Origin of the sequence: Enterobacter cloacae complex sp. ESBL7 (genome assembly GCF_041679625.1) — a bacterium.
GTDB classification, from domain to species: domain Bacteria; phylum Pseudomonadota; class Gammaproteobacteria; order Enterobacterales; family Enterobacteriaceae; genus Enterobacter; species Enterobacter asburiae_B.
The window spans coordinates 18,118-41,266 of the sequence record NZ_JBGORN010000007.1 but is presented as its reverse complement, the minus strand read 5'-3'; the positions used below and the strand labels follow the sequence as shown (position 1 = coordinate 41,266).

Below are 23,149 nucleotides of genomic sequence, written 5' to 3'. Positions count from 1 at the left end.
TAATTAGTTTCCCTGAGCATCAAAGGAGTATGCGTCTGTATTAATTGTGGGTAACTCGCAAATGAAGTGTTTGAGTTCACGTAGCGCTTCGTCTGTTACAGCGAAGAGTTCTTCCCGGCTCTGTGAGAAGTAATATCGTGTTTCAAAAACATATGAGCAAATGTTGTCATCATTACCAATCAGCAATACGTTGCCCAGCGGACGCTGTTCATAGTGGCAACAAGGCCCGAACAGTAAGATTACCGGCACGCCGACCGCATCGGCAATATAGATATTCCCCGAATCAGACGCGATATAGCAATCCATTTTAGAAATGGCCCACGGCAGCTCTTCAAGCGAGATTTTGCCAATCAGGTTAATAAAGTTGGGCAGTTCACCGTAAGCGCGGGTGATATCATCCATCCACGATTGTTCATTCGGGGCGCCAAACACATAAAATTCGCAGGGCAGGTCGGCGAGACGATCGGCAATTTGCTTCCAGATGACCGGCGGAACGGTTTTCGCTTTATTCCCGGCGGCTACGCTGATGCCAATGCGGATCACGCCGGGTTTATCGAGGATTGCCGGATAGGTCGCAGGTTTGAAAAGTGGCTTTGTGGCGTGCTTTGGCGAGTCTTGCCAGGTTAAGGTGCGATCGGCCAGTTTGAGATAGTTCGTGACTGAAAGAGCCTTCTTACCGTGTTCAACAGTACCGTCTGCCGTTGCATAGAAAATACCGTGATACCATCTGCGCGTGTAAGTGCTTAAAAACTGTTTGTTTTTAGCGTTACACACGGAGGCGAAAAAGAGGTTCACGCTGTTGGGTTGCAGGAGATAGACATTGTCATAGCGGTTCATGATCCGGCAGGCAAAGACCAGCTTTCGCCACAGGTTACGCTTATGCTGCTCGATAAAAAAAATCTCATCGATCGTCTCATCATGCTTCGCCAGCGCACCTACGCTACGACTGATGAGCACGTCGCTTGTTTGCAGGTATGCCAGAAGGGGCGTTGCATTAACAAAATCGCCGATTTTTGCTGTCTGAATGACCAGGTTTTTACCTGTCTCTTTGCGGAACAGCTTCCGGATAAGCTTCACCGGAAAGAGTAAAATCAGCAGAAATACGTAACTCATGCGTTAGATATCCCTGTTGGAAAGCCAACGGCTGCCCTGTAAAAATGAAAAAATAGCATCTGCGCTGATATCCTTCGTTTGCTGGGTCGGGCTGACCATCTGATGCTGGTTTTTACCGTAACCCCCGATCAATCCGGGATCGGTCGGACCAAAAATCGTAATATTCGGACGATCCAGCGCCGCGGTTAAATGGCTTAAACCTGTATCAACGGAAACAACAGCATTCGCTCCCGCCAGCTGCGCGGCAACCTGCGCCAGCGTGAGTTTCGGCAATACCTCGACGTGTGAAAAACCTGCTGCCAGACGCTCTGCACGCTGCCGCTCATGTTCAGCGCCCCAGGGCAGTTTAATATGGATGCCGGTAGGTTGCATTAGTTCAATCAGGCTTCGCCAGTGCGTTTCCGGCCAGTGTTTATCGTCGCGCGTTGTGGCATGCAGGAAGACAAGATAAGGCTGCGCACAGGGATCTGTATTGCGCAAAAAGTGCTGCGCAATGGCGTAGTCGCCCTGGGTTTCCGGTTTCGCATAGCCCAGACTTTTTGCAAACAGCTCGCGGGTACGTTCTACGGCATGCTGTTGCTTTACGATGTGGTGGCGACGGTTATAGAACAGGCTCGCCAGCGGTTCGCGGGCGGTATGCCAGTCCATGCCGTGCTTTACGCCGTGTGCCAGACGCGTCACCAGCGCGGCGCTTTTCACCAGCCCCTGGGCGTCGATGATGGCGTCGTAATGCTGTGCCCGCACCGCCTCACGGAAGGCTTTGCGTTCGGCTTTAATCGGCGCGGAGAACCACGCTTTGCGCCAGCGACGGATCGCCACCGGGATTACGCGGTCAACCGCTTCATGCCAGGTGGGGATCTGCGCGAAGCCTTCTTCCACCACCCAGTCAAAACGAATGCCGGGAATGGCCCGCATGGCGTCCGTCAGTGACGGGAGCGTATGCAGAACATCGCCCATCGAAGAGGTTTTAACGATCAGTACCCGCATTCGTTATCCTTCTTCGCTCAACAGCAGTTCGTTAAGCTCTTCGAGAACGCGCTCTGGCGTAATGTCGATCAGGCTCTGATGGTAGCCTTCTGCGGCATCGCCCTTGCGTACTTTGTGATAGCCGGTGATCAGGCGGATGACGCGCGCTTTATGAGAAAGCGGGGGCGTGAAGTCCGGGCTACTTGGGCCATACAGCGCCACCAGCGGGCGGTTGAGCGCGGCGGCGACGTGCATCAGGCCCGAATCGTTGCTGACCACGGCCTCACAGGCGGCAATGAGAATAACAGCCTGTTCAAGCTGCGTTTCTCCCGCCAGGTTGCGGCACCAGGCCTGCTGTTCATTACTGAGCGTCGCGAGAATTTCGTTGCCTGCCTCGTGGTCCTTTGCCGAACCGAACAGGACAATCTGGTAGCCTTCGTCAATCAGCTGTTTCGCCAGCTCCGCATAGTGATAGTGCGGCCAGCGTTTCGCCGGGCCGAACTCGGCGCCGGGGCAGAAGCCAATCATCGGGCGTTCAGACGATAGACCAAACGCGTTACAGGTCTGGGATTTTTCACCGTCGTTAACCTGAAGCTGTGGCCACAGCAGCGGCTGCGGCAGGTCTTTCGCACTGCGCATCACGCCTTTGTCGTAGGCCAGCGCCACATAGCGCTCCACCATCAGCGGCCAGGCCTCTTTATCCAGCACCCGCGCATCGTTCAGCAGGCCGTAGCGCATTTCACCGCGCCAGCCGGTGCGATGTGGGATGCCCGCAAAGAAAGGCACCAGAGCGGATTTAAAGGAGTTTGGCAGGACATACGCCCGATCGTAGCGCTTCTCGCGCAGGCTATGACCGAGCTTGCGGCGTTCGCCAATTTCCAGCGCCCCGTGGCCAAGCGGCATCGGGATCGCCTCGTTCACTTCCGGCATACGCGACAACAGCGGACGGCACCACGCGGGTGCCATCACGTCGATTATCGCCTGGGGATAACGCGCCTTGAGCGTGCGATAGAGACTTTGCGACATCATCATGTCGCCCACCCATGACGGGCCGATCACCAGAATCTTCATACTTATGCGTCGCGGTTCAGCCAGGCCATATATTCCGTTACGCCTTCGGCAACGGTCTTGAACGGCTTGTCGTAGCCTGCGGCGCGCAGGTTGGTCAGGTCAGCCTGGGTGAACGCCTGATAACGGCCTTTCAGCTTGTCAGGGAACGGAATGTACTCGATGCTGCCTTTTTTGTGATACGCCAGCGTTGCGTCAGCCACCGCCTGGAAGGACTCTGCGCGGCCGGTACCCAGGTTGAAGATGCCGGATACGCCGTTTTCCCAGAACCACAGGTTCACTGCGGCTACGTCGCCCACGTAAACGAAGTCGCGCTTAAAGCCGTCGCTGCCTTCGAACAGTTTCGGGCTTTCGCCGTTATTCAGCTGGGTGTTCAGGTGGAACGCCACGCTCGCCATGCTGCCTTTGTGGCCTTCGCGCGGTCCGTAAACGTTGAAGTAGCGGAAGCCGACGATCTGCGAGTTTGCTTCTGTCAGAACCTGACGCACGTACTCGTCGAACAGGAATTTGGAGTAACCGTAGACGTTCAGCGGCTGCTCGTACTCGCGGGACTCGATAAAGTCCGAGGTGCGGCCGCCGTAGGTTGCCGCGGAGGAGGCATACAGGAACGGAATTTCACGCTCCAGGCAGTAGTGCAGGATCTCTTTGGAGTACTGATAGTTGTTGTCCATCATGTACTTACCGTCCCACTCTGTGGTGGAAGAACACGCACCTTCGTGGAAGATGGCTTCGATCTCGCCGAACTCTTCACCTGCCATAATCTGGATAAGGAAGTCTTCTTTATCCATGTAGTCAGCGATGTTCAGATCCACCAGGTTGACGAACTTGGTGCCGTCTTTCAGGTTGTCAACCACCAGGATGTCGGTGATGCCTTTGTCATTGAGAGCCTTAACAATATTGCTGCCGATAAAGCCCGCGCCGCCGGTAACGATGATCATAACTGTAACCTTTGAAGTGTGGAGCCCGGGGACAATCCCGGACGCTAATGTCTCTATCATATCATTAGTATGGCTGCCCTTCAGCCATTCACCTTCACAGCGCAGGGGTACGCGTGATTTATGCTGCAAAAACGACAAGAGATGACGTGTCATCTCGTCATGAACTATAGGTTTGGGTAATATGTCCCGAAATTTGCCGAGTCTGGAGAATTGCAATGCGTGGTGATTTTTACAAACAGTTAAACAGCGACCTCGACACCGCACGTGCGGAAGGGTTGTTCAAGGAAGAGCGTATTATCACGTCTGCCCAGCAGGCGGACATCACCGTTGCCGACGGCAGCCATGTGATCAACTTTTGTGCGAACAACTACTTAGGTCTTGCGAATCACACTGAGCTGATTGCCGCTGCAAAAAACGGCATGGACACCCACGGTTTCGGCATGGCCTCCGTACGCTTTATCTGCGGTACGCAGGACAGCCACAAGCAGCTTGAGCAAAAGCTGGCGAGCTTCCTCGGAATGGAAGACGCGATTCTGTACTCCTCCTGCTTTGACGCCAACGGAGGTCTGTTTGAGACCCTGCTTGGCGCAGAAGATGCGATTATCTCCGACGCCCTGAACCACGCCTCCATCATCGACGGCGTTCGCCTGTGCAAAGCGAAGCGTTTCCGCTACGCCAACAACGACATGGTTGAGCTGGAAGCGCGCCTGAAAGAGGCGCGTGAAGCGGGTGCTCGCCACGTGCTGATCGCCACCGACGGCGTGTTCTCCATGGACGGCGTGATCGCCAACCTGAAGGGCGTGTGCGACCTGGCGGATAAATACGACGCGCTGGTGATGGTTGATGACTCTCACGCGGTCGGTTTTGTCGGCGAAAACGGCCGTGGCTCGCACGAATACTGTGACGTGATGGGCCGCGTGGACATCATCACCGGTACGCTGGGCAAAGCGCTCGGCGGCGCGTCCGGCGGCTATACCGCCGCGCGTAAAGAGGTGGTCGAGTGGCTGCGCCAGCGCTCCCGCCCGTATCTGTTCTCCAACTCCCTGGCACCGGCGATTGTTGCCGCCTCCATCAAAGTGCTGGAAATGGTGGAGTCCGGCGCTGAGCTGCGCGACCGCCTGTGGTCCAACGCCCGTCTGTTCCGTGAAAAAATGAGCGCCGCAGGTTTCACCCTGGCCGGTGCCGATCACGCCATCATCCCGGTGATGCTGGGCGATGCGGTCATCGCGCAGAAATTTGCCCGCGAACTGCAGAAAGAAGGGATTTACGTCACCGGGTTCTTCTTCCCGGTGGTACCAAAAGGTCAGGCGCGTATCCGCACCCAGATGTCTGCGGCGCATACGCCTGAACAAATTGAACGTGCGGTGGAAGCCTTTACCCGCATCGGCAAACAGCTGGGCGTAATTGCCTGAGGACGTGTGATGAAAGCGTTATCCAAACTGAAAGCGGAAGAAGGGATTTGGATGACCGACGTGCCGGAGCCGGAAGTCGGTCATAACGATCTGCTGATCAAAATTCGTAAAACCGCCATCTGCGGTACTGACGTTCACATCTACAACTGGGATCAGTGGTCGCAAAAAACCATTCCGGTACCGATGGTTGTCGGTCACGAATATGTCGGCGAAGTGGTGGGTATCGGCCAGGAAGTGAAAGGCTTCCAAATTGGCGACCGCGTCTCCGGTGAAGGCCATATTACCTGCGGCCACTGCCGTAACTGTCGCGGCGGGCGTACGCACCTGTGCCGTAATACCATTGGCGTGGGCGTAAACCGCCCGGGCTGCTTCGCGGAATACCTGGTGATCCCGGCGTTTAACGCGTTCAAAATCCCGGACAATATCTCTGACGACCTGGCCTCCATCTTCGACCCGTTCGGCAACGCGGTGCACACGGCACTCTCCTTCGACCTGGTCGGTGAAGACGTGCTGGTCTCCGGCGCGGGCCCAATCGGCATTATGGCCGCTGCGGTGGCGAAGCACGTGGGCGCGCGCAACGTTGTGATCACCGACGTGAACGAATACCGTCTGTCGCTGGCGCGCAAAATGGGCGTCACCCGCGCGGTGGATGTTTCGAAAGAGAGCCTGACCGACGTGATGGAAGAGCTGGGCATGACCGAAGGCTTTGACGTTGGCCTGGAGATGTCCGGCGCGCCGCCGGCATTTCGCACCATGCTCGACACCATGAACCACGGTGGCCGTATCGCGATGCTGGGTATTCCGCCGTCAGACATGTCTATCGACTGGAACAAAGTCATCTTCAAGGGGCTGTTCATTAAGGGCATCTATGGCCGCGAGATGTTCGAGACCTGGTACAAGATGGCGGCGCTGATCCAGTCCGGTCTGGATCTGTCCCCAATTATTACTCACCGTTTCTCCATCGATGAGTTCCAGCAGGGCTTCGACGCGATGCGTTCCGGCCAGTCAGGGAAAGTGATCCTGAGCTGGGATAAGTAATGAAAAAAGGGGCCTGAGGCCCCTTTTTTACTGATTCTTTTTCTCTTCGTCCGTCAGGTAACGCACCTTGCGGGTGTAGTCCTGGCCTTTGAACAGCAGTTTGTTATTCGGCGATTCAAGATACTTCTGCCATTCGGAGAGAGGGAAGCCGCCGTGCGCGCCAATCACCTCTTTCGGTACAACGGCTTCCTGACCACCGATCTTCTTGGAGACCGGCCAGTTCATCCAGTCACCCAGGTTAACCGTTTTTAAATCCAGCATGTCCAGCAGCGCGGCGAGCGGCAGCTGATCGGTCGGCGGCTGCGTGTCGTCCATCAGCTCCCAGGTATCCTGGAACAGCGTCAGCCACAGCGGGCAGATACGGCGCCAGGTTTTTTTTGTTGCCGCAAGAAACGCGCCGTTAACGTGATCGACCAGATACGGGCGCACCGTCTCCTTGTAATACGCCGGCACTTTCTCCGCTGGCGCACCGTCCAGCTTGGCAATCATTTTGCCCTGACGGAAGCTGGAGTAGATATGCATGTCGGCCATGCTGATCTCGGGCATCTTGAGTAGGTTGAGATCGGAATCGATCATCAATATCCCTTCACCGCGCGCCTGCAGCGGGGCGTTAAGCTTCACCAGACGGCTGAGGTAGATTTGCTTATAGCGGTAACCTTCCTCACGAACCGGAAGATTAAGCGTCACTACGCGGGTTTTAGGCGGCAGTACCCCAAAGGCGGATTCAGGCTGATCGCTGACGATGACGATTTCGCTTACCCCGGTGGCATAACGTTCCGCGAAGGTGGCAGAGAGTAATGCTTCTTCGACGAAATCTGCGCCGGTACACGGAATCACAATAGAATCCACCGCAGCAAGCGCGCCCGTCACGGGCAGAGAGCTGTAAGGAATGTTGTGTCGCCCGGTGATATGACGATAGCGAGCATTAAGAAATTTAAACATAGTTATCTCGTTTGGTTAGTGCGCGCCAAGCACGGCTTCGACACCGCTGACATAGTTTTCGATGGCATAGGTATGACAGACGTTCTGGTATGCAGCCGCAGCCAGTCGAGCCCGCAGCTCCGCGTCTGCCCAGATATTGTCCAGATGCTGTGCAAGCTGTGAAACATCGCTCCAGGGGAAGAGCAGCCCTGTCGAATCATGATCAATCAACTCTGCCGTGCCGGTCACCTGAGAGCCAATCACGGGGATATTGAGAAGCATCGCTTCCAGCACCACGCGCGGCAGCCCTTCGCTTTTTGAGGCCAGAATAAAGGCGTCAAACGTAGCGAGGTAATTAAATGGGGTATTCTGAAAACCGGTGAAGATGACGTGGTTTTCAATTCCCAGCGCTCGGGCCTGTTCCGCTAAAGCGCGACGCTCGGCACCTTCTCCGACCAGCACCATTTTCCATTTCGCCTCGGGATGCTTCTGGCTGAACTGTGCCAGCGCCTCCAGCGTGTGGTGGTTGGCTTTGCGAGGGATTAACGACCCAATACTGCCGAACACAAACGTGTCGTCATCGATGTTCAGGCGCTGGCGCATCGCGCGTCGGTCAGGTAAAGGCTGGTGGATGTCGATGGCATTATTGACCGTCGTACACAGTTCGGGCCGGACGCCATGCTGAAGCAACACGCGTTCAACGCCGTGCGAGACGGCGATGATTTTTGTGGCATGGGCATTAACCAGCTTTACCAGCGGCGGGGTCAAAACGGGCTCAATGCGGCAGTGCTGGATCAACCGCGCCTGCAGGTTCGCCGCCGCCAGATAGCCTTCCTCGTTTGAGCCCGGCTGGTTATTCATATAGAGCGTATCGAAACCGCCCTGCGTGAAAAGGGTTTCGATTTTGCTGACGTTAGGCCTGATGCGCCACATGATATCCACGTGACGCGTCAATGCCTTGCGGGCGCCGCGTGAGAAAAACAGCAGGCTACGTCCCGCTTCCTTCAACAATTTGGCCCAGACCGGCTGCGGACGTTGAGGGATCACGATGAGCGGGATGCCGATGCCGTTGAGCACCTGGCCAATCGTCTCACCTTCAGCACGACTATAATCACTGTAAAAACAACAGGTAATATCGAATTTATCGCGATTGATTCGCTTCAGGAGCTCAAGCATACTGTTGGTGCCTCCCCCCCATTCTTTACCCGTATCCAGGAGGAGAATTTTACTTTTGTGCGGCATGTCTGAATCCGTGTGCTACCCTTCATCTGACTGCATTATAAAGAATCTGTTGAAATAAAATAGATTTTTCTATTTTATTTCCCTTCAGAATTAGACAAAATTTCAAGCTTGCTTATTTGAAAAGTGTGATTCAGGACTTTAATCGTCTCTCCTCATTTATATAGTATTAATAATATTAATTTAGGCTGCTATTGAGAGTGGGAAAATGTTTAAAATAACGGTCTGCTTATTAACGTTTAATTCAGAAAGATTATTGCACGATGTTATCCCGCCTCTTTTGAAAATAGCGGATGAAATTGTCGTGGTCGATTCTGGCAGTACGGACAAAACACGATATATTTGTGAAAGTTTTGGACTGCTACCTGTCTATAAAAAATTTAGCTGGCATGGCGAGCAGATGAACCATGCCATATCCTTAGCCAGCAATGACTGGGTCCTGTGCATCGACAGCGACGAAATTCTTGACCACGAAACGGTTAATGCCGTTTTAACGTTAAAAGCAGGCGATGAGCCAGACCCCGGAATAGCATGGCGAATATGCCGCCACTGGTTTGTTCTGGGTGAAGAAGTCCGGACGATTTATCCAGTTTCATCCCCTGATTATCCTGTGCGTCTTTTTAACCGTAAACAGTCCCGGTTTAATAACCGACCGGTAGACGATCAGGTCGAAGGTTTTCTCCGTTGTGAACGTATTCCGGGTTATGTAAAACATGATACGTTTCCCACGCTGCATGAGCTTTTTAACAAATTAAATTGTTATACAACCCGCCTGGTTCAACATCAAAAAATACGGCCCTCTATAGGGCGCGGCGTAATCAGCGCCATCGGGGCTTTTTTCAAATGGTATCTGTTTAGCGGCGCCTGGCGTAAGGGCAAAGTGGGGGTGGCGACGGGACTGTATGCCACAGCCTATAGCTTTTTGAAGTATTTCAAATCCTGGTATCAGCATCAGGAAAAAAAAGAGTCCGTTGCTAACGAGCAGACGGACTCTCAGATTGCGAAATAAGCGTCAGGCTTTCTTACCCCATCCCTGCCACTGCTGCTGGACGTATTTCACCAGGGTACTGTTACTGATGCTGTCTCCGATGACGGAGAAGAAGCGGGTCGCATAGACCGGTTCAAGCGGTTGCTTCGGTACACAGCGCTTCACGCCGCGGAACGGATTACGCGGCGCTGTTGGGACGGGCTGCGCAGAATTTGGTGTAGAGGTATCTACCTGCGGCTCGTTCAGCAGATCGCTCGGACGCACCAGCGTGATATCGGCAGGCAAGGTCGGCAGCATCTGCTGCAGGACGCGAACGGTAGACGGGTGCGGGTGACCGATGGCGATGGCTGAGCCATTGCGGCGGGCCAGCTGTACCGCGCGATTAAACTGCATGCGGATATCGGCTTCGTTCTGGGTATCATCCAGGAACACCTTGCGCTTAATCACCTTTACGCCGGTTCCCTGAGCGGCACGCATCGCCTGGCTGTTGCCGATAGTCATGCTGTCGAGGAAGTAGAGGTTGTAACGCTCCAGCGCCTGCATCACTTTGAGCATCCCGTACAGGCTTGATGTCATCGCGCTGCCCATATGGTTGTTCAGCCCTACGGCATACGGCACTTTGTTATAGGCGTCGCGGATGATGCGCTCAATCTCCTCGCTGCTCATGTCCGGGCGCAGGGTGTCTTTTTCCAGCGGCTGCTTGCTGAGCGGGACCATCGGCAGGTGGATCAGCACCTGATGACCGCTGTTATGGGCTTTGGTCGCCATCTCACGCGCGTGGGGCGCATTTGGAAGGACGGCGACAGAGATGGCCGACGGCATCGCCAGCACCTGATTTTCATAGTGTGGACGATAACCGAAGTCATCAATCACGATAGCGAGTTTACCTGCGTATACCGGTGCAGCCAGCGCCAGCGCGCTGACGACGGAGAAAACCATTCGACGAAATTGAAGCAAAACTTATCTTCCCAACCACGGCTGTGGATTGACCGCCTGACCCTGGCGACGAATTTCGAAATAGAGTGACGGGCGGCCCTGACCGCCACTGCTGCCCACAAGGGCGATGGGTTGGCCTGCGCGCACCTGCGTGCCGACGCTGACCAGCGCGCTCTGGTTGTAGCCGTAAAGGCTCATGTCACCTTTACCGTGTTCGACCACCACCACCAGACCGTAACCCTGCAGCCAGTCAGCCAGAATCACGCGGCCATCGGCAATGGCTTTTACTTCGCTACCTTCAGACGCACCGATAACTATTCCTTTCCAACGTAGCTCACCCTGCAGCTGTTCGCCATAGCGATGCAGAATTGAACCGCGAACGGGCCAGAAAGCCTGACCGCGAGGAGAGCCCAAACCGCCGGTACGCGACATCAGGGAACGTTCGCTCTCGCTTGGCTTGTAGGTAGTGCCTTTGCGGGATGCTTCCTGCTGCTTATCGCGAACGGCCTGCGCCTCGCGAGCCTCTTTTTCGGCGCGCGCTTTCGCCGCCGCTTCCGCACGGGCGATGCTGTTACGCAGTTTTGATTCGTTGGCGCGCATTTCGCTAAGCTGGCTCTGACCTTCCTGAATGGAGGATTCAAGGCCGGAAAGGGTTTTCTTACGCTCGTTGCGCGCCTGCTCAAGCTTCGCCTGCTGGGCCTGCTGATCGTAAAGCAGCGTCTGCTGCTGGCTCTGCTTCTCTTCCAGCTCGGCTTTTTGCGTGGAGACCTCTTCGCGCGTCTGCTTCAGCTGCGCGATCGTCTCCTGACGCGCCTGGTTGAGATAGCCAAAGTAGGCCTGCAGGCGCTGGCCGCGCTGGCTCTCTTCGCCGCTGAGGATCAGCTGGAGTCCGGTATGTTCACCCTGGCGGAATGCGGCGTCAAGCTGTGCGGCAAGATTACGCTCCTGCGCGTCACGCTGGCGCTCGAGTTTGGCAATCGACGCGTTCATCTCGTCGATCTGTTTATTCAACTGGGCGAGGGTGTTTTGCGTTTCACGGAGTTTACGCGTGGCGGCGGAGATCGCCTCTTCCTGCTGCTTGAGCTGGGCGAGCAGGGCGGAGCGCTGCTGCTGCTGCTGGCGTACCGCACGCTCTTTGGCGGCGATATCGGCCTGAATGGATTTCAGCTGGTCGCGGTCATCCGCGTGGGCGGATGCGGCGCACAGCAATACGCCAGCGCTGAGTGCGCTGGCGTAAAACAGAGGTCTGACTGATAACCTAAGCGGCTTCACGACCCATGTGATTGAAAAAATCGCCTTTCCCCTCATGGGGAGCGATTATTCCACGATGAACAGCGGCTTACCAGTCATCTCTTCAGGGATCGGCATACCCATCAGCGACAGCATGGTTGGCGCGATGTCAGAAAGCTTGCCGCCTTCCACTGCTTTCAGTGATTTATCACCCACATAAATCAGCGGAACAGGCAGGTTGGTATGGGCCGTGTGGGCCTGGCCGGTCGCCGGGTCGCGCATCTGTTCAGCGTTACCGTGGTCAGCGGTGATCAGCAGCTGACCGCCAACGGATTCAACCGCTTTCGCTACCTGCTCAACGCAGTGGTCCAGCGCTTCAACCGCTTTCACTGCCGCTTCCATCACCCCGGTATGCCCAACCATGTCGCCGTTCGGGTAGTTACAGATGATGGTGTCGTACTTACAGCTCTTGATGGCCGCAACCAGTTTTTCCGTCAATTCGGCAGAGCTCATTTCTGGCTGCAGATCGTAGGTAGCGACTTTCGGAGAGTTGATCAGAATTCGGTCTTCGCCTTTGAACGGCTCTTCAACGCCGCCGTTAAAGAAGAAGGTCACGTGCGCGTATTTTTCAGTTTCGGAAATACGCAGCTGCGTTTTGTCGTTCTTAGCCATCCACTCGCCAAAGGTATTTGCCAGAGATGCTGGCGGATACGCGCAAGGCGCTTTGATGTCTGCCGCGTATTCGGTCAGCTGGATGAAATCGAGGTTTACCACTTTCTTACGGGCAAAACCGTCGAAGTCGCTGTTGACGAACGCACGGGTGATTTCACGCGCGCGGTCAGCGCGGAAGTTCATGAAGATCAGCGCGTCGCCATCTTCCATGGCGGCGTCGGCCTGGCCTTCAGCACGAATCACGGACGCTTTCACGAATTCGTCGTTTTCATCACGTGCATAGGCCGCTTCCAGCGCCTCAACGGCGGTCGCGAACTGGAATTCACCTTTTGCCAGGGTCATCAGATCATAGGCCTGTTCAACGCGATCCCAGCGGTTGTCGCGGTCCATAGCGTAGTAACGGCCAATGATGGACGCTACGCGGCCTTTGCCCAGCGCGGCGAATTTCTCTTCGAAGGCTTGCAGAGAGCCTTTTGCGCTACGTGGTGGCGTATCGCGACCGTCCAGGAAGGCGTGCAGATAGATTTTTTCCGCACCGCGCTCGGCGGCCAGTTCAACCATCGCCATGATGTGATCTTCGTGGCTGTGAACGCCGCCAGCAGAGAGCAGGCCCATGATGTGTACGGCCTTGCCAGCGGCAACGGCTTTATCGACCGCGCCAGACAGCGTTGGGTTGGAGAAGAAGGTGCGTTCTTTAATTTCAACGTCCAGACGCGTCAGATCCTGATACACAATACGTCCGGCGCCCAGGTTTACGTGACCGACTTCGGAGTTGCCCATCTGGCGGTCCGGCAGACCCACTTCCAGGCCAGACGCGTCAATCAGCGTATGCGGACGTTTCGCCCACAGGGCATCCATGACCGGAGTTTTGGCGTTGAAAATAGCGTTATCCTGGCTATCTTCACGGTAGCCATAGCCATCCAGAATCACCAGTACCATAGGTTTTTTAGAAACCGACATTGCGACAACCTCATGCTCAAGAGTCAAAATTTGCGTAATTTTACTACAGCTGAATCGATCAAATAGCCGCAGAAGATCAAAGAAAGCGCAGGGGCAAGATGTACACCAGACCATTTTGAGGCATTTTTTTAGGTGGCATGCCGCAGAAAATGGATTAGGTTATGGTCGCTGGCTGTATTTGCCAGAACGCACAGGTATACTCCTGTCCTGGTTTTTTTTATCACTTAGTCGGGAGTAGTTACCCTCCATGCAAGAAATTATGCAATTCGTTAGCCGCCATCCGGTTCTGAGCATCGCGTGGATTGGCCTGCTGGCTGCTGTGCTGTTCACCACATTTAAGAGCCTGACGTCTAAAATTAAGGTTATCACCCGTGGTGAAGCGACGCGTCTGATCAACAAAGAAGATGCCGTCGTGGTCGATCTGCGTCAGCGTGACGATTTCCGTAAAGGTCACATTGCGGGCGCAATCAACCTGCTGCCAGCTGAAATCAAAGCGAACAACGTCGGTGAGCTTGAGAAACACAAAGCCCAGCCGATTATCGTTGTCGATGCGACCGGCATGCAGGCACAGGAATCTGCCAGCGCGCTTCATAAAGCAGGCTTCGAAAACGTAACGGTGCTGAAAGAAGGTATTTCCGGCTGGAGCGGGGAAAATCTTCCTTTGGTACGCGGTAAATAAGGAGTTCAGTCATGGCCAATATTGAGATCTATACCAAAGCGACGTGCCCGTTCTGTCATCGTGCGAAAGCGCTGCTGAACAGCAAAGGCGTCACGTTCCAGGAACTGCCGATCGACGGTGACGCGATTAAACGCGAAGAGATGATCAAACGTAGTGGTCGCACGACGGTTCCGCAGATTTTTATTGATGCGCAGCACATTGGCGGCTGTGATGACTTGTATGCGCTCGATGCCCGTGGTGGACTCGATCCGCTGCTGAGCTAAGAGACTTTAGGACAATTAAAAAGGGTATTTCCATGTCAGAACAAAACAACACCGAAATGACTTTCCAGATCCAGCGTATCTACACCAAGGACGTCTCTTTCGAAGCGCCAAATGCGCCACATGTTTTCCAGAAAGATTGGCAGCCAGAGGTTAAACTTGATCTGGATACCGCATCTACCCAACTGGCAGATGACGTGTATGAAGTCGTGCTGCGTGTGACCGTTACCGCGTCCCTGGGCGAAGAAACTGCATTCCTGTGTGAAGTTCAGCAGGGCGGCATCTTCTCTATCGGTGGTATCGAAGGCAACCAGATGGCGCATTGCCTGGGTGCGTACTGCCCGAACATTCTGTTCCCGTATGCGCGTGAATGCATCACCAGCCTGGTTTCTCGCGGTACATTCCCGCAACTGAACCTTGCGCCAGTTAACTTTGATGCGCTGTTCATGAACTATCTGCAGCAGCAAGCTGGCGAAGGTGCTGAACAACATCAGGATGCCTGATGAGCACTGTTAATGCGTCAATGACTGTGATCGGTGCCGGCTCATACGGCACCGCTCTTGCCATCACGCTGGCAAGAAATGGTCACGAAGTGGTTCTCTGGGGCCACGATCCAAAACATATCGCAACGCTGCAACGCGACCGTTGTAACGTGGCGTTTCTTCCGGATGTTCCGTTCCCTGACTCCCTGCACCTTGAAAGCGACCTTGCGACCGCGCTGGCGGCCAGCCGCAACATTCTGATTGTGGTTCCGAGCCATGTATTTGGCGACGTGCTCCGTCAGATTAAGCCGCTGATGCGCCCGGATGCGCGCATTGTCTGGGCGACAAAAGGACTGGAAGCCGAAACCGGACGCCTGCTGCAGGACGTTGCCCGTGAAGCGCTGGGTGATGAGATCCCGCTGGCGGTCATCTCCGGCCCGACCTTTGCCAAAGAGCTGGCCGCTGGCCTGCCGACGGCGATTTCGCTGGCCTCCACCGATCAGGCCTTCTCAGACGATCTTCAACAGCTGCTGCACTGCGGCAAGAGCTTCCGCGTCTACAGCAACCCCGATTTTATCGGCGTGCAGCTGGGCGGTGCGGTGAAGAACGTGATTGCGATTGGTGCCGGGATGTCAGACGGCATTGGTTTTGGTGCCAATGCGCGTACGGCGCTGATCACCCGAGGACTGACCGAAATGTCCCGCCTGGGCGAAGCGCTGGGTGCCGATCCGGCCACCTTTATGGGAATGGCTGGCCTGGGCGACCTGGTGCTGACCTGTACCGACAACCAGTCTCGTAACCGCCGCTTTGGCATGATGCTCGGACAGGGCAGCGATGTTAAAGGCGCGCAGGAGAAGATTGGTCAGGTGGTTGAAGGCTACCGCAATACCAAAGAAGTCCGCGAGTTGGCGCACCGTTTCGGTGTCGAAATGCCAATAACCGAGGAAATTTATCAGGTATTGTATTGCGGAAAAAATGCGCGCGAGGCAGCATTGACCTTATTAGGTCGCGCGCGCAAGGACGAGCGCAGCAGTAACTAGTCGGAACCGTTGTCACCTGAATGACCCAGCCAGCGCAGAACTGGCTGGTCATTAACTATCGTCTGGAGTAAGCAATGCCGTGTGAAGAACTGGATATCGTCTGGAACAATATTAAAGCCGAAGCCCGGGCGCTGGCCGACTGCGAGCCTATGCTGGCCAGTTTCTACCACGCGACGCTACTCAAGCACGAAAATCTCGGCAGCGCGCTGAGCTATATGCTCGCCAACAAGCTGGCTTCCTCGATCATGCCTGCTATCGCCATTCGTGAAGTGGTGGAAGAGGCTTACGCCGCAGACCCGGAAATGATCGCCTCTGCCGCCTGCGATATTCAGGCCGTGCGCACGCGTGACCCGGCGGTCGATAAATATTCTACGCCGCTGCTGTACCTGAAAGGCTTCCACGCCCTGCAGGCTTACCGCATCGGCCACTGGCTCTGGAATGAAGGCCGCCGCGCGCTGGCGATCTTCCTGCAAAACCAGGTTTCCGTGACGTTCCAGGTCGATATTCACCCGGCGGCAAAGATTGGCCGCGGGATCATGCTCGACCACGCCACCGGGATTGTCGTCGGGGAAACGGCGGTCATTGAGGATGACGTCTCGATCCTGCAGTCGGTTACCCTGGGCGGTACCGGTAAAACCAGCGGCGATCGCCATCCGAAAATCCGTGAAGGGGTGATGATTGGCGCGGGTGCCAAAATCCTCGGCAATATTGAAGTCGGGCGCGGCGCGAAGATCGGCGCAGGCTCCGTGGTGCTCCAGCCCGTGCCGCCGCATACCACCGCCGCTGGCGTACCGGCGCGCATCGTCGGTAAACCAGACAGCGATAAGCCTTCCATGGACATGGATCAGCACTTCAACGGCATTCACCATACGTTCGAGTATGGTGACGGCATTTAACTTCTGAGAATGGCGCCCGGATACTCCAGCTGGCGCCAGGCTTCATACACCACCACCGACACCGCGTTCGACAGGTTCATGCTGCGGCTGTCCGGCATCATCGGAATACGGATTTTCTGCTCGGCGGGCAGGGCATCCAGGATCGTGGCCGGCAGGCCGCGGGTTTCCGGGCCAAACATCAGATAGTCACCTGCCTGATAGCTCACGGCGCTATGCGCTGGCGTGCCTTTGGTGGTCAGGGCGAACATGCGCTGCGGCTTCTCTGCTTCCAGAAACGCGGCGTAATCGTGATGGCGAACGACGGCGGTAAATTCATGATAATCCAGCCCTGCGCGACGCAGGCGTTTGTCGTCCCACGTAAAGCCCATCGGCTCAATGATATGCAGACGAAAACCGGTGTTGGCACACAGGCGGATAATATTGCCGGTATTCGGCGGAATTTCTGGTTCGAATAAAACGATGTTAAGCATGCTGCCCCCTTAATTGCGGGGGCAGAATAGCAGAAAAGAGAGGAACTACGCGACGCCGGGTTCCTGCGAGCGGCTGTACAGCATTTTGTAGACGGTTGCCGCAGCGGCCACCAGAGCGGGCACGCTGAGGATCATTAAAATACTGTCTGCCTGCCACTGCATAGCGAGAAGCTGGGCGCTGGTCATGGTTCCCGCCACGCCGCCAAAGCGGCCGATCCCCTGCATCCAGGCGATGCCCGTCGCGCGGCACTCGGTAGGGTAAAAGGTGGCGGCCAGGGTTTGCATGCCCGATTGCGCGCCGTTCATCGCGATCCCCATCAGGAAAATCAGCCCGCCAAACAGAGCGATATGGTTATGTTCAATACCCAGTAAAAGAATAAGGCCCATTGTCAGCACGAAACCACACGCGACAACTTTATGCGCTTCCCAGCGGTCCATCATCCAGCCCGCGAGCAGAATGCCTGCGGTACCGCCGAAGGTGAACAGCGAGGTGAGCCAGGCGGATTCAGCCAGAGCATAGCCCATCCCCTGCATCAGCGTCGGCATCCAGCTAAGCAGGACGTAGTAAATCACCAGCCCCATAAAATAGGTCACCCACAGCATCAGGGTGCCGGGCAGCCAGGGCATAGAAAACAGCTGCGACACGCTCCCTTTTTTAGATGCGACTTTCTCCTCCGCCAGGAAAAAGCCCGTGACGCCATCCAGCGTGCTGCGGGCGAACCGGCTGGCGATACGGCGGACCTGCATGACGTCCTTCCCGCGCTGCACCAGAAACTTCACGGACTCCGGTAAAAACAGCCCCAGCAGCAGCGTTAAAATCAGCGGCGCAATCGCCCCGGTCAGCAGCACGCTTCGCCAGCCGTGGTGGGGGATAAGCCAGGAAGAGATCGCGCCGCCGCCCGCCGCACCCAGAGGGAAGCCGCAGTACATGGTATTAATCGCCATGGCGCGACAGCGCTGGGGGGCAAACTCGGAGATCAGCGTGATGGCGTTAGGCATTGCGGCGCCGAGCCCCAGGCCCGTCAGAAAGCGCCACAGCGTGAGGGTATTCAGACTTTGCGCCCAGGCCGTCCCCAGGCTCGCAAGGCCGAAGAACAGGCACGAAAAGACCAGCACGCGCTTGCGCCCCATCCGGTCCGAAACCGGACCGGCAATCAGCGCGCCCAGCGACAGCCCCAGCAGCGCCGCGCTCAGCACTGGCCCCAGATCCTGTTTGTGTATTCCCCATTCTGCCGACAGCGTAGGCGCGATGTAACCCATCGCCGCCGTATCAAAACCATCGATCGCCAGAACCAGAAAGCCCAGCACAATGAGCAGCCAGTGAAACCCTGAAAAAGGACTCTCATCGATCACCTGCTGAATATCCACCTTACCTGAATACGCCATACGCTCCACTCCAATCTGATGTTGTTTTTGTGTTCTTGTATTTGCTTGTCTATACAATTGCGGGCGGCAGGTGGATGTCAAATTTTCTTATCTAATATGTTATCTGGATGTTATTTTTGGCGTAAAAAAGCGCCCGAGGGGGAAATCGGGCGCGTGAGAAAGAGGGGTTAACCGGAGAAGGTCAGGCCGCGTTTCCCTGAGCCAGGGGAGCCAGCGCCGCCGGTAATTTGCTTAACTCCTGCACCAGAGAATCCTTACTGATTTCGCTAATCGTTCTTGCACCTGTCAGCGTCATCGCTACCTTCATCTCTTTTTCGATCAGGTTGAGCAGATTCGCCACCCCTGCCTGGCCCGCCGTCGCCAGCGCATACAGATACGCGCGCCCCAGCAGCACGCTGTCGGCGCCGAGCGCAATCATGCGCACCACGTCCAGCCCGTTGCGGATGCCGCTGTCGGCCAGGATCGCAATATCGCCTTTCACCGCATCGGCGATGGCCGGCAGAGCGCGTGCGGAAGAGAGCACCCCGTCAAGCTGGCGTCCGCCGTGGTTAGAGACCACAATCCCGTCTGCGCCAAAGCGTACCGCGTCGCGGGCATCTTCCGGATCGAGGATCCCTTTGATCACCATCGGGCCGTCCCAGAACTCGCGGATCCACTCCAGGTCTTTCCACGAGATCGACGGATCGAAGTTGTTCGCCAGCCAGCCGATGTAATCCTCCAGCCCGGTCGGTTTACCGAGGTAAGCCGAGATATTCCCGAGATCGTGAGGCCGACCGTTCAGGCCGACATCCCACGCCCACTGCGGATGGGTCACGGCCTGCCAGTAGCGGCGGAGCGCGGCATTCGGGCCGCTCATGCCGGAGTGGGCATCACGATAGCGCGCGCCGGGAGTCGGCATATCGACGGTAAAGACCAGCGTGGAGCAGCCCGCCGCTTTGGCTCGCTCGAGCGCGTTGCGCATAAAGCCGCGATCGCGCAGGACGTACAGCTGGAACCACATTGGGCGCTTGATGGTCGGGGCGACCTCTTCAATCGGGCAGACGGACACGGTGGAAAGCGTAAACGGAATGCCTTTGGCATCCGCCGCAGCCGCGGCCTGCACTTCACCGCGGCGGGCATACATACCGCACAGGCCCACAGGCGCGAGCGCGACGGGCATGGAAAGCGTTTCGTTAAACAGTTTTGTCTCAAGGCTCAGGTCAGACATATTCTTCAGCACGCGCTGGCGCAGAGCCACCTCCGACAGATCTTCCACGTTGCGGCGCAGGGTGTATTCGGCATACGCCCCGCCGTCGATATAGTGGAACAGGAACGGGGGCAAAATGCGCTGCGCCGCGGCGCGATAGTCACTGGCTGCTGAAATAATCATGCTTTGTTCTCCCTGGAAATATCACTGTCGCCAGGCAGACGGGTAATACGCGCCTGTCGGGCCTGGTCTTCATCGAATCGTTTAATGGTGGTGTGCACGAAACCGAGATGCGCCATCATCGCTTTGCGTGCGGCCTCGGCATCACCGGCCAGAATGGCGTTGAGCACCGCCTCGTGTTGTTCGGTCAGCTGGGCAAACACAGGCGGAACCAGATACATGCGCTGACGGCTCTGCTTCACGGAGGATTGCAGCAGGTCGAAGAACCCGCGCATGGTCTGCAGAAGCACCACGTTGTGCGACGCCTCGGCAATCGCCAGGTGAAAACGGACGTCCGCCTGGGAGGCGATATCCGGGTCGCTGCTCTGCGTGGCCTCAAAGCAGGCGATGAGTTTCTCTTTGTCCGCGTCGGTTGCCCGCATGGCCGCGTGCCAGGCGGTACTGGTTTCGATGGCGTGACGCGCTTCAAGGATGTCGAAGCTGTAGTCCGGGTCGTTCTCCATCAGCGTTTTCAGGGGCTGCACGATGTTTTGCTCGGACCAGTCGTCATGCTGCCAACGCACAAAGGTGCCGCCGCCGCGACGGCTCACCAGCACGCCTTCGCTGACCAGCGTCGCCAGCGCCTCGCGCAGTGAATTGCGCGACACGCCAAGCTGGGCGGCGAGCTGGCGTTCGGCGGGCAACTTCATGCCCGCTTCAAGCTGTTGTTCTTCAATCAGCGCCCGCACGCGAGAGGCAATCTCGTCGGACAGGCGTCTGGGCATCACTATCATGGGATCATCCAGGTTAAGACATAGGCCTGCAGGGTGGTGATCACCCCCACCATGCAGGTGAATATCAGGCTGTGTTTCACGGTAAAGCGGAACAGATCCGACTCTTTACCGACCAGTCCCACCGCCGCACAGGCAATGGCGATGGATTGTGGAGAGATCATTTTCCCGGTCACGCCGCCGGTGGTATTCGCCGCCACCAGCAGGACGTCCGACACGCCAATCTGCTGGGCTGCCGTTGCCTGCAGCGCGGCAAACAGGGCGTTAGACGAGGTATCTGACCCGGTCAGGAACACCCCCAGCCAGCCGAGGAACGGCGAGAAGAAGGTGAAGGCGTGGCTGGTATGGGCCAGCGCCAGCGCCAGCGTCGATGACAGGCCGGAGTAGTTCGAGATAAACGCGAACGCCAGCACCATGCCGATGGAGTAAATCGGCAGCATCAGCTCTTTAATGGTCGCGGCAAAGGTCTGCACCGCGGCCGCAGGCTTCATGCGCAGCCACACCACGGAAAGGATAGCGGCAAACAGGATGGCGGTACCGGTGGCGGAGAACCAGTCGAATTTATAGACCGCGGCATACGGCGTAGCGGCGTGTACCACCGGCGGCATACGGGCGACCATCTTGTCGAGGAACGGTACGGAGATGTTAATCACCATGTCGTACAGCGCGCCGCCCGGGGCGAACAGGGCTTTAAACGGCGGAATGCTCCACAGGGTCACCGTTGCGGTCAGGAACAGGAACGGCGACCAGGCTCGGATCACCTGTCCTGCCGTATAGCCCGTACGCGCCAGGGTTTGATCAACCTGCGAGGCGCCTATGTCGGCGAAGCGGAAGATACGCACCGGCTGCCAGCGTTTCAGGAACAGCGTCAGACAGACCAGCGACACCAGCGAAGAGATGATGTCCGGCAGCTCCGGGCCGAGGAAGTTCGAGCTGAGGTATTGAGCGATAGCGAACGAACCGCCCGCCACCATCACCGCAGGCCAGGTCTCCTTCACGCCGCGCCAGCCGTCCATAATCGCCATGATCCAGAACAGGACGATAATGGTCAGGAAGGGCAGCTGGCGGCCAACCATCTGGCCGATCTCGAAGCTGTCCAGCCCGGTGACCTGTCCGGCCACCAGAATCGGAATACCCATCGCGCCAAACGCAACCGGCGCGGTGTTCACAATCAGGCACAGACCGGCGGCATAGAGCGGGTTAAAGCCCAGACCGACCAGCAGCGCGGCGGTGATCGCCACCGGTGCGCCAAAGCCTGCCGCACCTTCCAGAAACGCCCCGAAGGAGAAGCCGACAATCAGCATCTGCAGGCGCTGGTCCGGCGTGATGGAAAGAATCGACGAGCGGATTATGTCGAACTGCCCGGTTTTCACCGAGATTTTATAGACAAAGACCGCCGCGATGATGATCCACGCAATCGGCCACAGGCCGTAGAAGAAACCGTAGACGACGGAGGCCAGCGCGCGATCGACCGGCATTTTGTAGAAGAACAGCGCCACCATCAGAGCGATGGCAACGGTATACGTCGCGGCGAGGTAGCCCTTCAGCTTGAGCTTAATCAGCGCAAAGAAGAAGAACAGGATCGGAAGCGATGCGATCAGGCTCGACAGCCAGATATTTCCGGCCGGGTCGTAGTTTTGTTGCCAGAGGCTCATGCAGGTCTCCTGGGGACCAGACAGCCTGCGCTGCGGGTGAGTCTCCGCTCAACTCTGCATCACAGGTTGTGTAAAAGTGGTCCTGCCAATGTTGTGTTGTAGGGTTAATGACAATGAATGGTTAACCAGATGTTATGAGCTAGCAATGGTTTTGTGAGCGAAAATAACGGAATTGTGAACCGGGGAAGAAAGAAAAGGGGGATTGGTTGGGCCAATTTGAAGTGGGGTGGGGCCTGATGCCCTCACCCCGGCCCTCTCCCACAGGGAGAGGGGGAAGTATCAGAACGCGGTCTTACAAAAGCCCGTCATCTCTTTCAGGCCCATTTCGCGGCCAAGCTCGGTCATCGGGTGTACCACCACCAGACCACGGACGCTTTTCTTCAGCTTACCCATGTCGGCCTGTTCTTTTTTGGTGATCGCGCGGCGGTGCGGCATGTTCATCAGCTTCTGCGCTTCTTTGCTCAGCTTCTGGCCTTTCACTTCGCGCAGACGCTCGATTTCTGTTTCCAGCGTGGCGGCTTCTTTTTCCAGCTCGGCGTACTTCTCGGCGGAATCGACCAGTGACAGGCCAGCCATCTGGTGGCGGATCAGATCCAGACGGTCGCTCAGGCGTTTAATTTCGTTCTTTTCGACTTCTTTCATGACAAATAACTCTGAAAACGGG

General features: G+C 56.5%; 23 protein-coding genes. 8 read left to right on the top strand and 15 right to left on the bottom strand.

The window, feature by feature from the left end; genetic code table 11:
• Window positions 1-3 precede the first annotated feature (3 nt).
• From ACERY3_RS19290 to rfaD, 4 genes are read right to left on the bottom strand one after another with little or no spacing between them, the layout of a single operon-like run.
• Window positions 4-1,113 (bottom strand): glycosyltransferase family 9 protein, encoded by a 1,110-nt coding sequence (locus ACERY3_RS19290; protein WP_058841859.1) that lies wholly within the window; start codon window positions 1,111-1,113, stop codon window positions 4-6.
• Between the two features lie 3 nt (window positions 1,114-1,116).
• Window positions 1,117-2,100, bottom strand: coding sequence for a lipopolysaccharide heptosyltransferase RfaC (gene rfaC / locus ACERY3_RS19285; RefSeq protein WP_058841860.1), 984 nt, complete (start codon window positions 2,098-2,100; stop codon window positions 1,117-1,119).
• A gap of 3 nt (window positions 2,101-2,103) precedes the next feature.
• Window positions 2,104-3,150: an ADP-heptose--LPS heptosyltransferase RfaF gene (rfaF, locus tag ACERY3_RS19280; protein WP_058841861.1), complete on the bottom strand. Its 1,047-nt coding sequence runs from the start codon at window positions 3,148-3,150 to the stop codon at window positions 2,104-2,106.
• Between the two features lie 2 nt (window positions 3,151-3,152).
• The gene (gene rfaD / locus ACERY3_RS19275) at window positions 3,153-4,085 is read right to left on the bottom strand and encodes an ADP-glyceromanno-heptose 6-epimerase (protein WP_373226280.1); all 933 of its coding nucleotides are present in this window, start codon (window positions 4,083-4,085) and stop codon (window positions 3,153-3,155) included.
• A 215-nt stretch (window positions 4,086-4,300) separates the two neighbouring features.
• On the opposite strand from rfaD, the gene kbl reads away from it, so the two are divergent.
• Window positions 4,301-5,497 (top strand): glycine C-acetyltransferase, encoded by a 1,197-nt coding sequence (gene kbl / locus ACERY3_RS19270; protein WP_373226278.1) that lies wholly within the window; start codon window positions 4,301-4,303, stop codon window positions 5,495-5,497.
• Window positions 5,498-5,506: 9 nt separating this feature from the next.
• Window positions 5,507-6,535 carry an L-threonine 3-dehydrogenase gene (gene tdh / locus ACERY3_RS19265; protein WP_023309906.1) on the top strand — a complete coding sequence of 343 codons (1,029 nt, stop codon included), beginning with the start codon at window positions 5,507-5,509 and terminating at the stop codon, window positions 6,533-6,535.
• Between the two features lie 27 nt (window positions 6,536-6,562).
• Here the strand turns inward: tdh and ACERY3_RS19260 are convergent, their stop codons facing one another.
• Both ACERY3_RS19260 and ACERY3_RS19255 read right to left on the bottom strand, forming a co-directional pair.
• Window positions 6,563-7,477: a hypothetical protein gene (locus ACERY3_RS19260; RefSeq protein ID WP_373226277.1), complete on the bottom strand. Its 915-nt coding sequence runs from the start codon at window positions 7,475-7,477 to the stop codon at window positions 6,563-6,565.
• A gap of 15 nt (window positions 7,478-7,492) precedes the next feature.
• Window positions 7,493-8,698, bottom strand: coding sequence for a glycosyltransferase (locus ACERY3_RS19255; protein ID WP_373226275.1), 1,206 nt, complete (start codon window positions 8,696-8,698; stop codon window positions 7,493-7,495).
• A 205-nt stretch (window positions 8,699-8,903) separates the two neighbouring features.
• Between ACERY3_RS19255 and ACERY3_RS19250 the strand changes: the two genes are divergently transcribed.
• Entirely contained in the window at window positions 8,904-9,704 is an 801-nt protein-coding gene (locus ACERY3_RS19250; protein WP_373226274.1) for a glycosyltransferase family 2 protein, read from the top strand.
• 3 nt (window positions 9,705-9,707) lie between these two features.
• On the opposite strand, the gene ACERY3_RS19245 is transcribed toward ACERY3_RS19250, so the two are convergent.
• From ACERY3_RS19245 to gpmM, 3 genes are read right to left on the bottom strand one after another with little or no spacing between them, the layout of a single operon-like run.
• Entirely contained in the window at window positions 9,708-10,640 is a 933-nt protein-coding gene (locus ACERY3_RS19245) for a divergent polysaccharide deacetylase family protein (protein WP_373226273.1), read from the bottom strand.
• A 3-nt stretch (window positions 10,641-10,643) separates the two neighbouring features.
• Complete coding sequence (gene envC / locus ACERY3_RS19240; protein ID WP_229231479.1) at window positions 10,644-11,903, bottom strand: murein hydrolase activator EnvC; 1,260 nt, start codon at window positions 11,901-11,903, stop codon at window positions 10,644-10,646.
• A gap of 33 nt (window positions 11,904-11,936) precedes the next feature.
• The gene (gene gpmM / locus ACERY3_RS19235; protein WP_248235535.1) at window positions 11,937-13,481 is read right to left on the bottom strand and encodes a 2,3-bisphosphoglycerate-independent phosphoglycerate mutase; all 1,545 of its coding nucleotides are present in this window, start codon (window positions 13,479-13,481) and stop codon (window positions 11,937-11,939) included.
• Between the two features lie 247 nt (window positions 13,482-13,728).
• Between gpmM and ACERY3_RS19230 the strand changes: the two genes are divergently transcribed.
• From ACERY3_RS19230 to cysE, 5 genes are all read left to right on the top strand, one after another.
• Window positions 13,729-14,160: a rhodanese-like domain-containing protein gene (locus ACERY3_RS19230; RefSeq protein WP_023309913.1), complete on the top strand. Its 432-nt coding sequence runs from the start codon at window positions 13,729-13,731 to the stop codon at window positions 14,158-14,160.
• Between the two features lie 11 nt (window positions 14,161-14,171).
• Entirely contained in the window at window positions 14,172-14,423 is a 252-nt protein-coding gene (grxC, locus tag ACERY3_RS19225) for a glutaredoxin 3 (protein WP_023309914.1), read from the top strand.
• 32 nt (window positions 14,424-14,455) lie between these two features.
• Window positions 14,456-14,923: a protein-export chaperone SecB gene (gene secB / locus ACERY3_RS19220; RefSeq protein ID WP_003860835.1), complete on the top strand. Its 468-nt coding sequence runs from the start codon at window positions 14,456-14,458 to the stop codon at window positions 14,921-14,923.
• Window positions 14,923-15,942, top strand: coding sequence for an NAD(P)H-dependent glycerol-3-phosphate dehydrogenase (gene gpsA, locus ACERY3_RS19215; RefSeq protein WP_023309915.1), 1,020 nt, complete (start codon window positions 14,923-14,925; stop codon window positions 15,940-15,942). The genes secB and gpsA overlap by 1 nt, the downstream gene beginning before the upstream one ends.
• Before the next feature lie 74 nt (window positions 15,943-16,016).
• On the top strand, window positions 16,017-16,838 hold the full coding sequence (gene cysE, locus ACERY3_RS19210; RefSeq protein ID WP_008502718.1) for a serine O-acetyltransferase: 822 nt from the start codon (window positions 16,017-16,019) through the stop codon (window positions 16,836-16,838).
• On the opposite strand, the gene trmL is transcribed toward cysE, so the two are convergent.
• The 6 genes from trmL to ACERY3_RS19180 form a co-directional block, all read right to left on the bottom strand.
• On the bottom strand, window positions 16,835-17,308 hold the full coding sequence (gene trmL / locus ACERY3_RS19205) for a tRNA (uridine(34)/cytosine(34)/5-carboxymethylaminomethyluridine(34)-2'-O)-methyltransferase TrmL (RefSeq protein WP_373226272.1): 474 nt from the start codon (window positions 17,306-17,308) through the stop codon (window positions 16,835-16,837). The two genes, cysE and trmL, sit on opposite strands and share 4 nt — an antisense overlap.
• 45 nt (window positions 17,309-17,353) lie before the next feature.
• Window positions 17,354-18,694, bottom strand: coding sequence for an aromatic acid/H+ symport family MFS transporter (locus ACERY3_RS19200; RefSeq protein WP_033147027.1), 1,341 nt, complete (start codon window positions 18,692-18,694; stop codon window positions 17,354-17,356).
• Between the two features lie 181 nt (window positions 18,695-18,875).
• Window positions 18,876-20,063: a quinone-dependent L-lactate dehydrogenase gene (gene lldD / locus ACERY3_RS19195; protein ID WP_029740822.1), complete on the bottom strand. Its 1,188-nt coding sequence runs from the start codon at window positions 20,061-20,063 to the stop codon at window positions 18,876-18,878.
• Complete coding sequence (lldR, locus tag ACERY3_RS19190; protein WP_023294814.1) at window positions 20,060-20,833, bottom strand: transcriptional regulator LldR; 774 nt, start codon at window positions 20,831-20,833, stop codon at window positions 20,060-20,062. The genes lldD and lldR overlap by 4 nt, the downstream gene beginning before the upstream one ends.
• A complete protein-coding gene (lldP, locus tag ACERY3_RS19185; protein ID WP_373226271.1) occupies window positions 20,830-22,485 on the bottom strand; it encodes an L-lactate permease in 1,656 nt (551 codons plus the stop codon). The genes lldR and lldP overlap by 4 nt, the downstream gene beginning before the upstream one ends.
• Window positions 22,486-22,764: 279 nt before the next feature.
• A complete protein-coding gene (locus ACERY3_RS19180; protein WP_010436679.1) occupies window positions 22,765-23,127 on the bottom strand; it encodes a YibL family ribosome-associated protein in 363 nt (120 codons plus the stop codon).
• Window positions 23,128-23,149 lie beyond the last annotated feature (22 nt).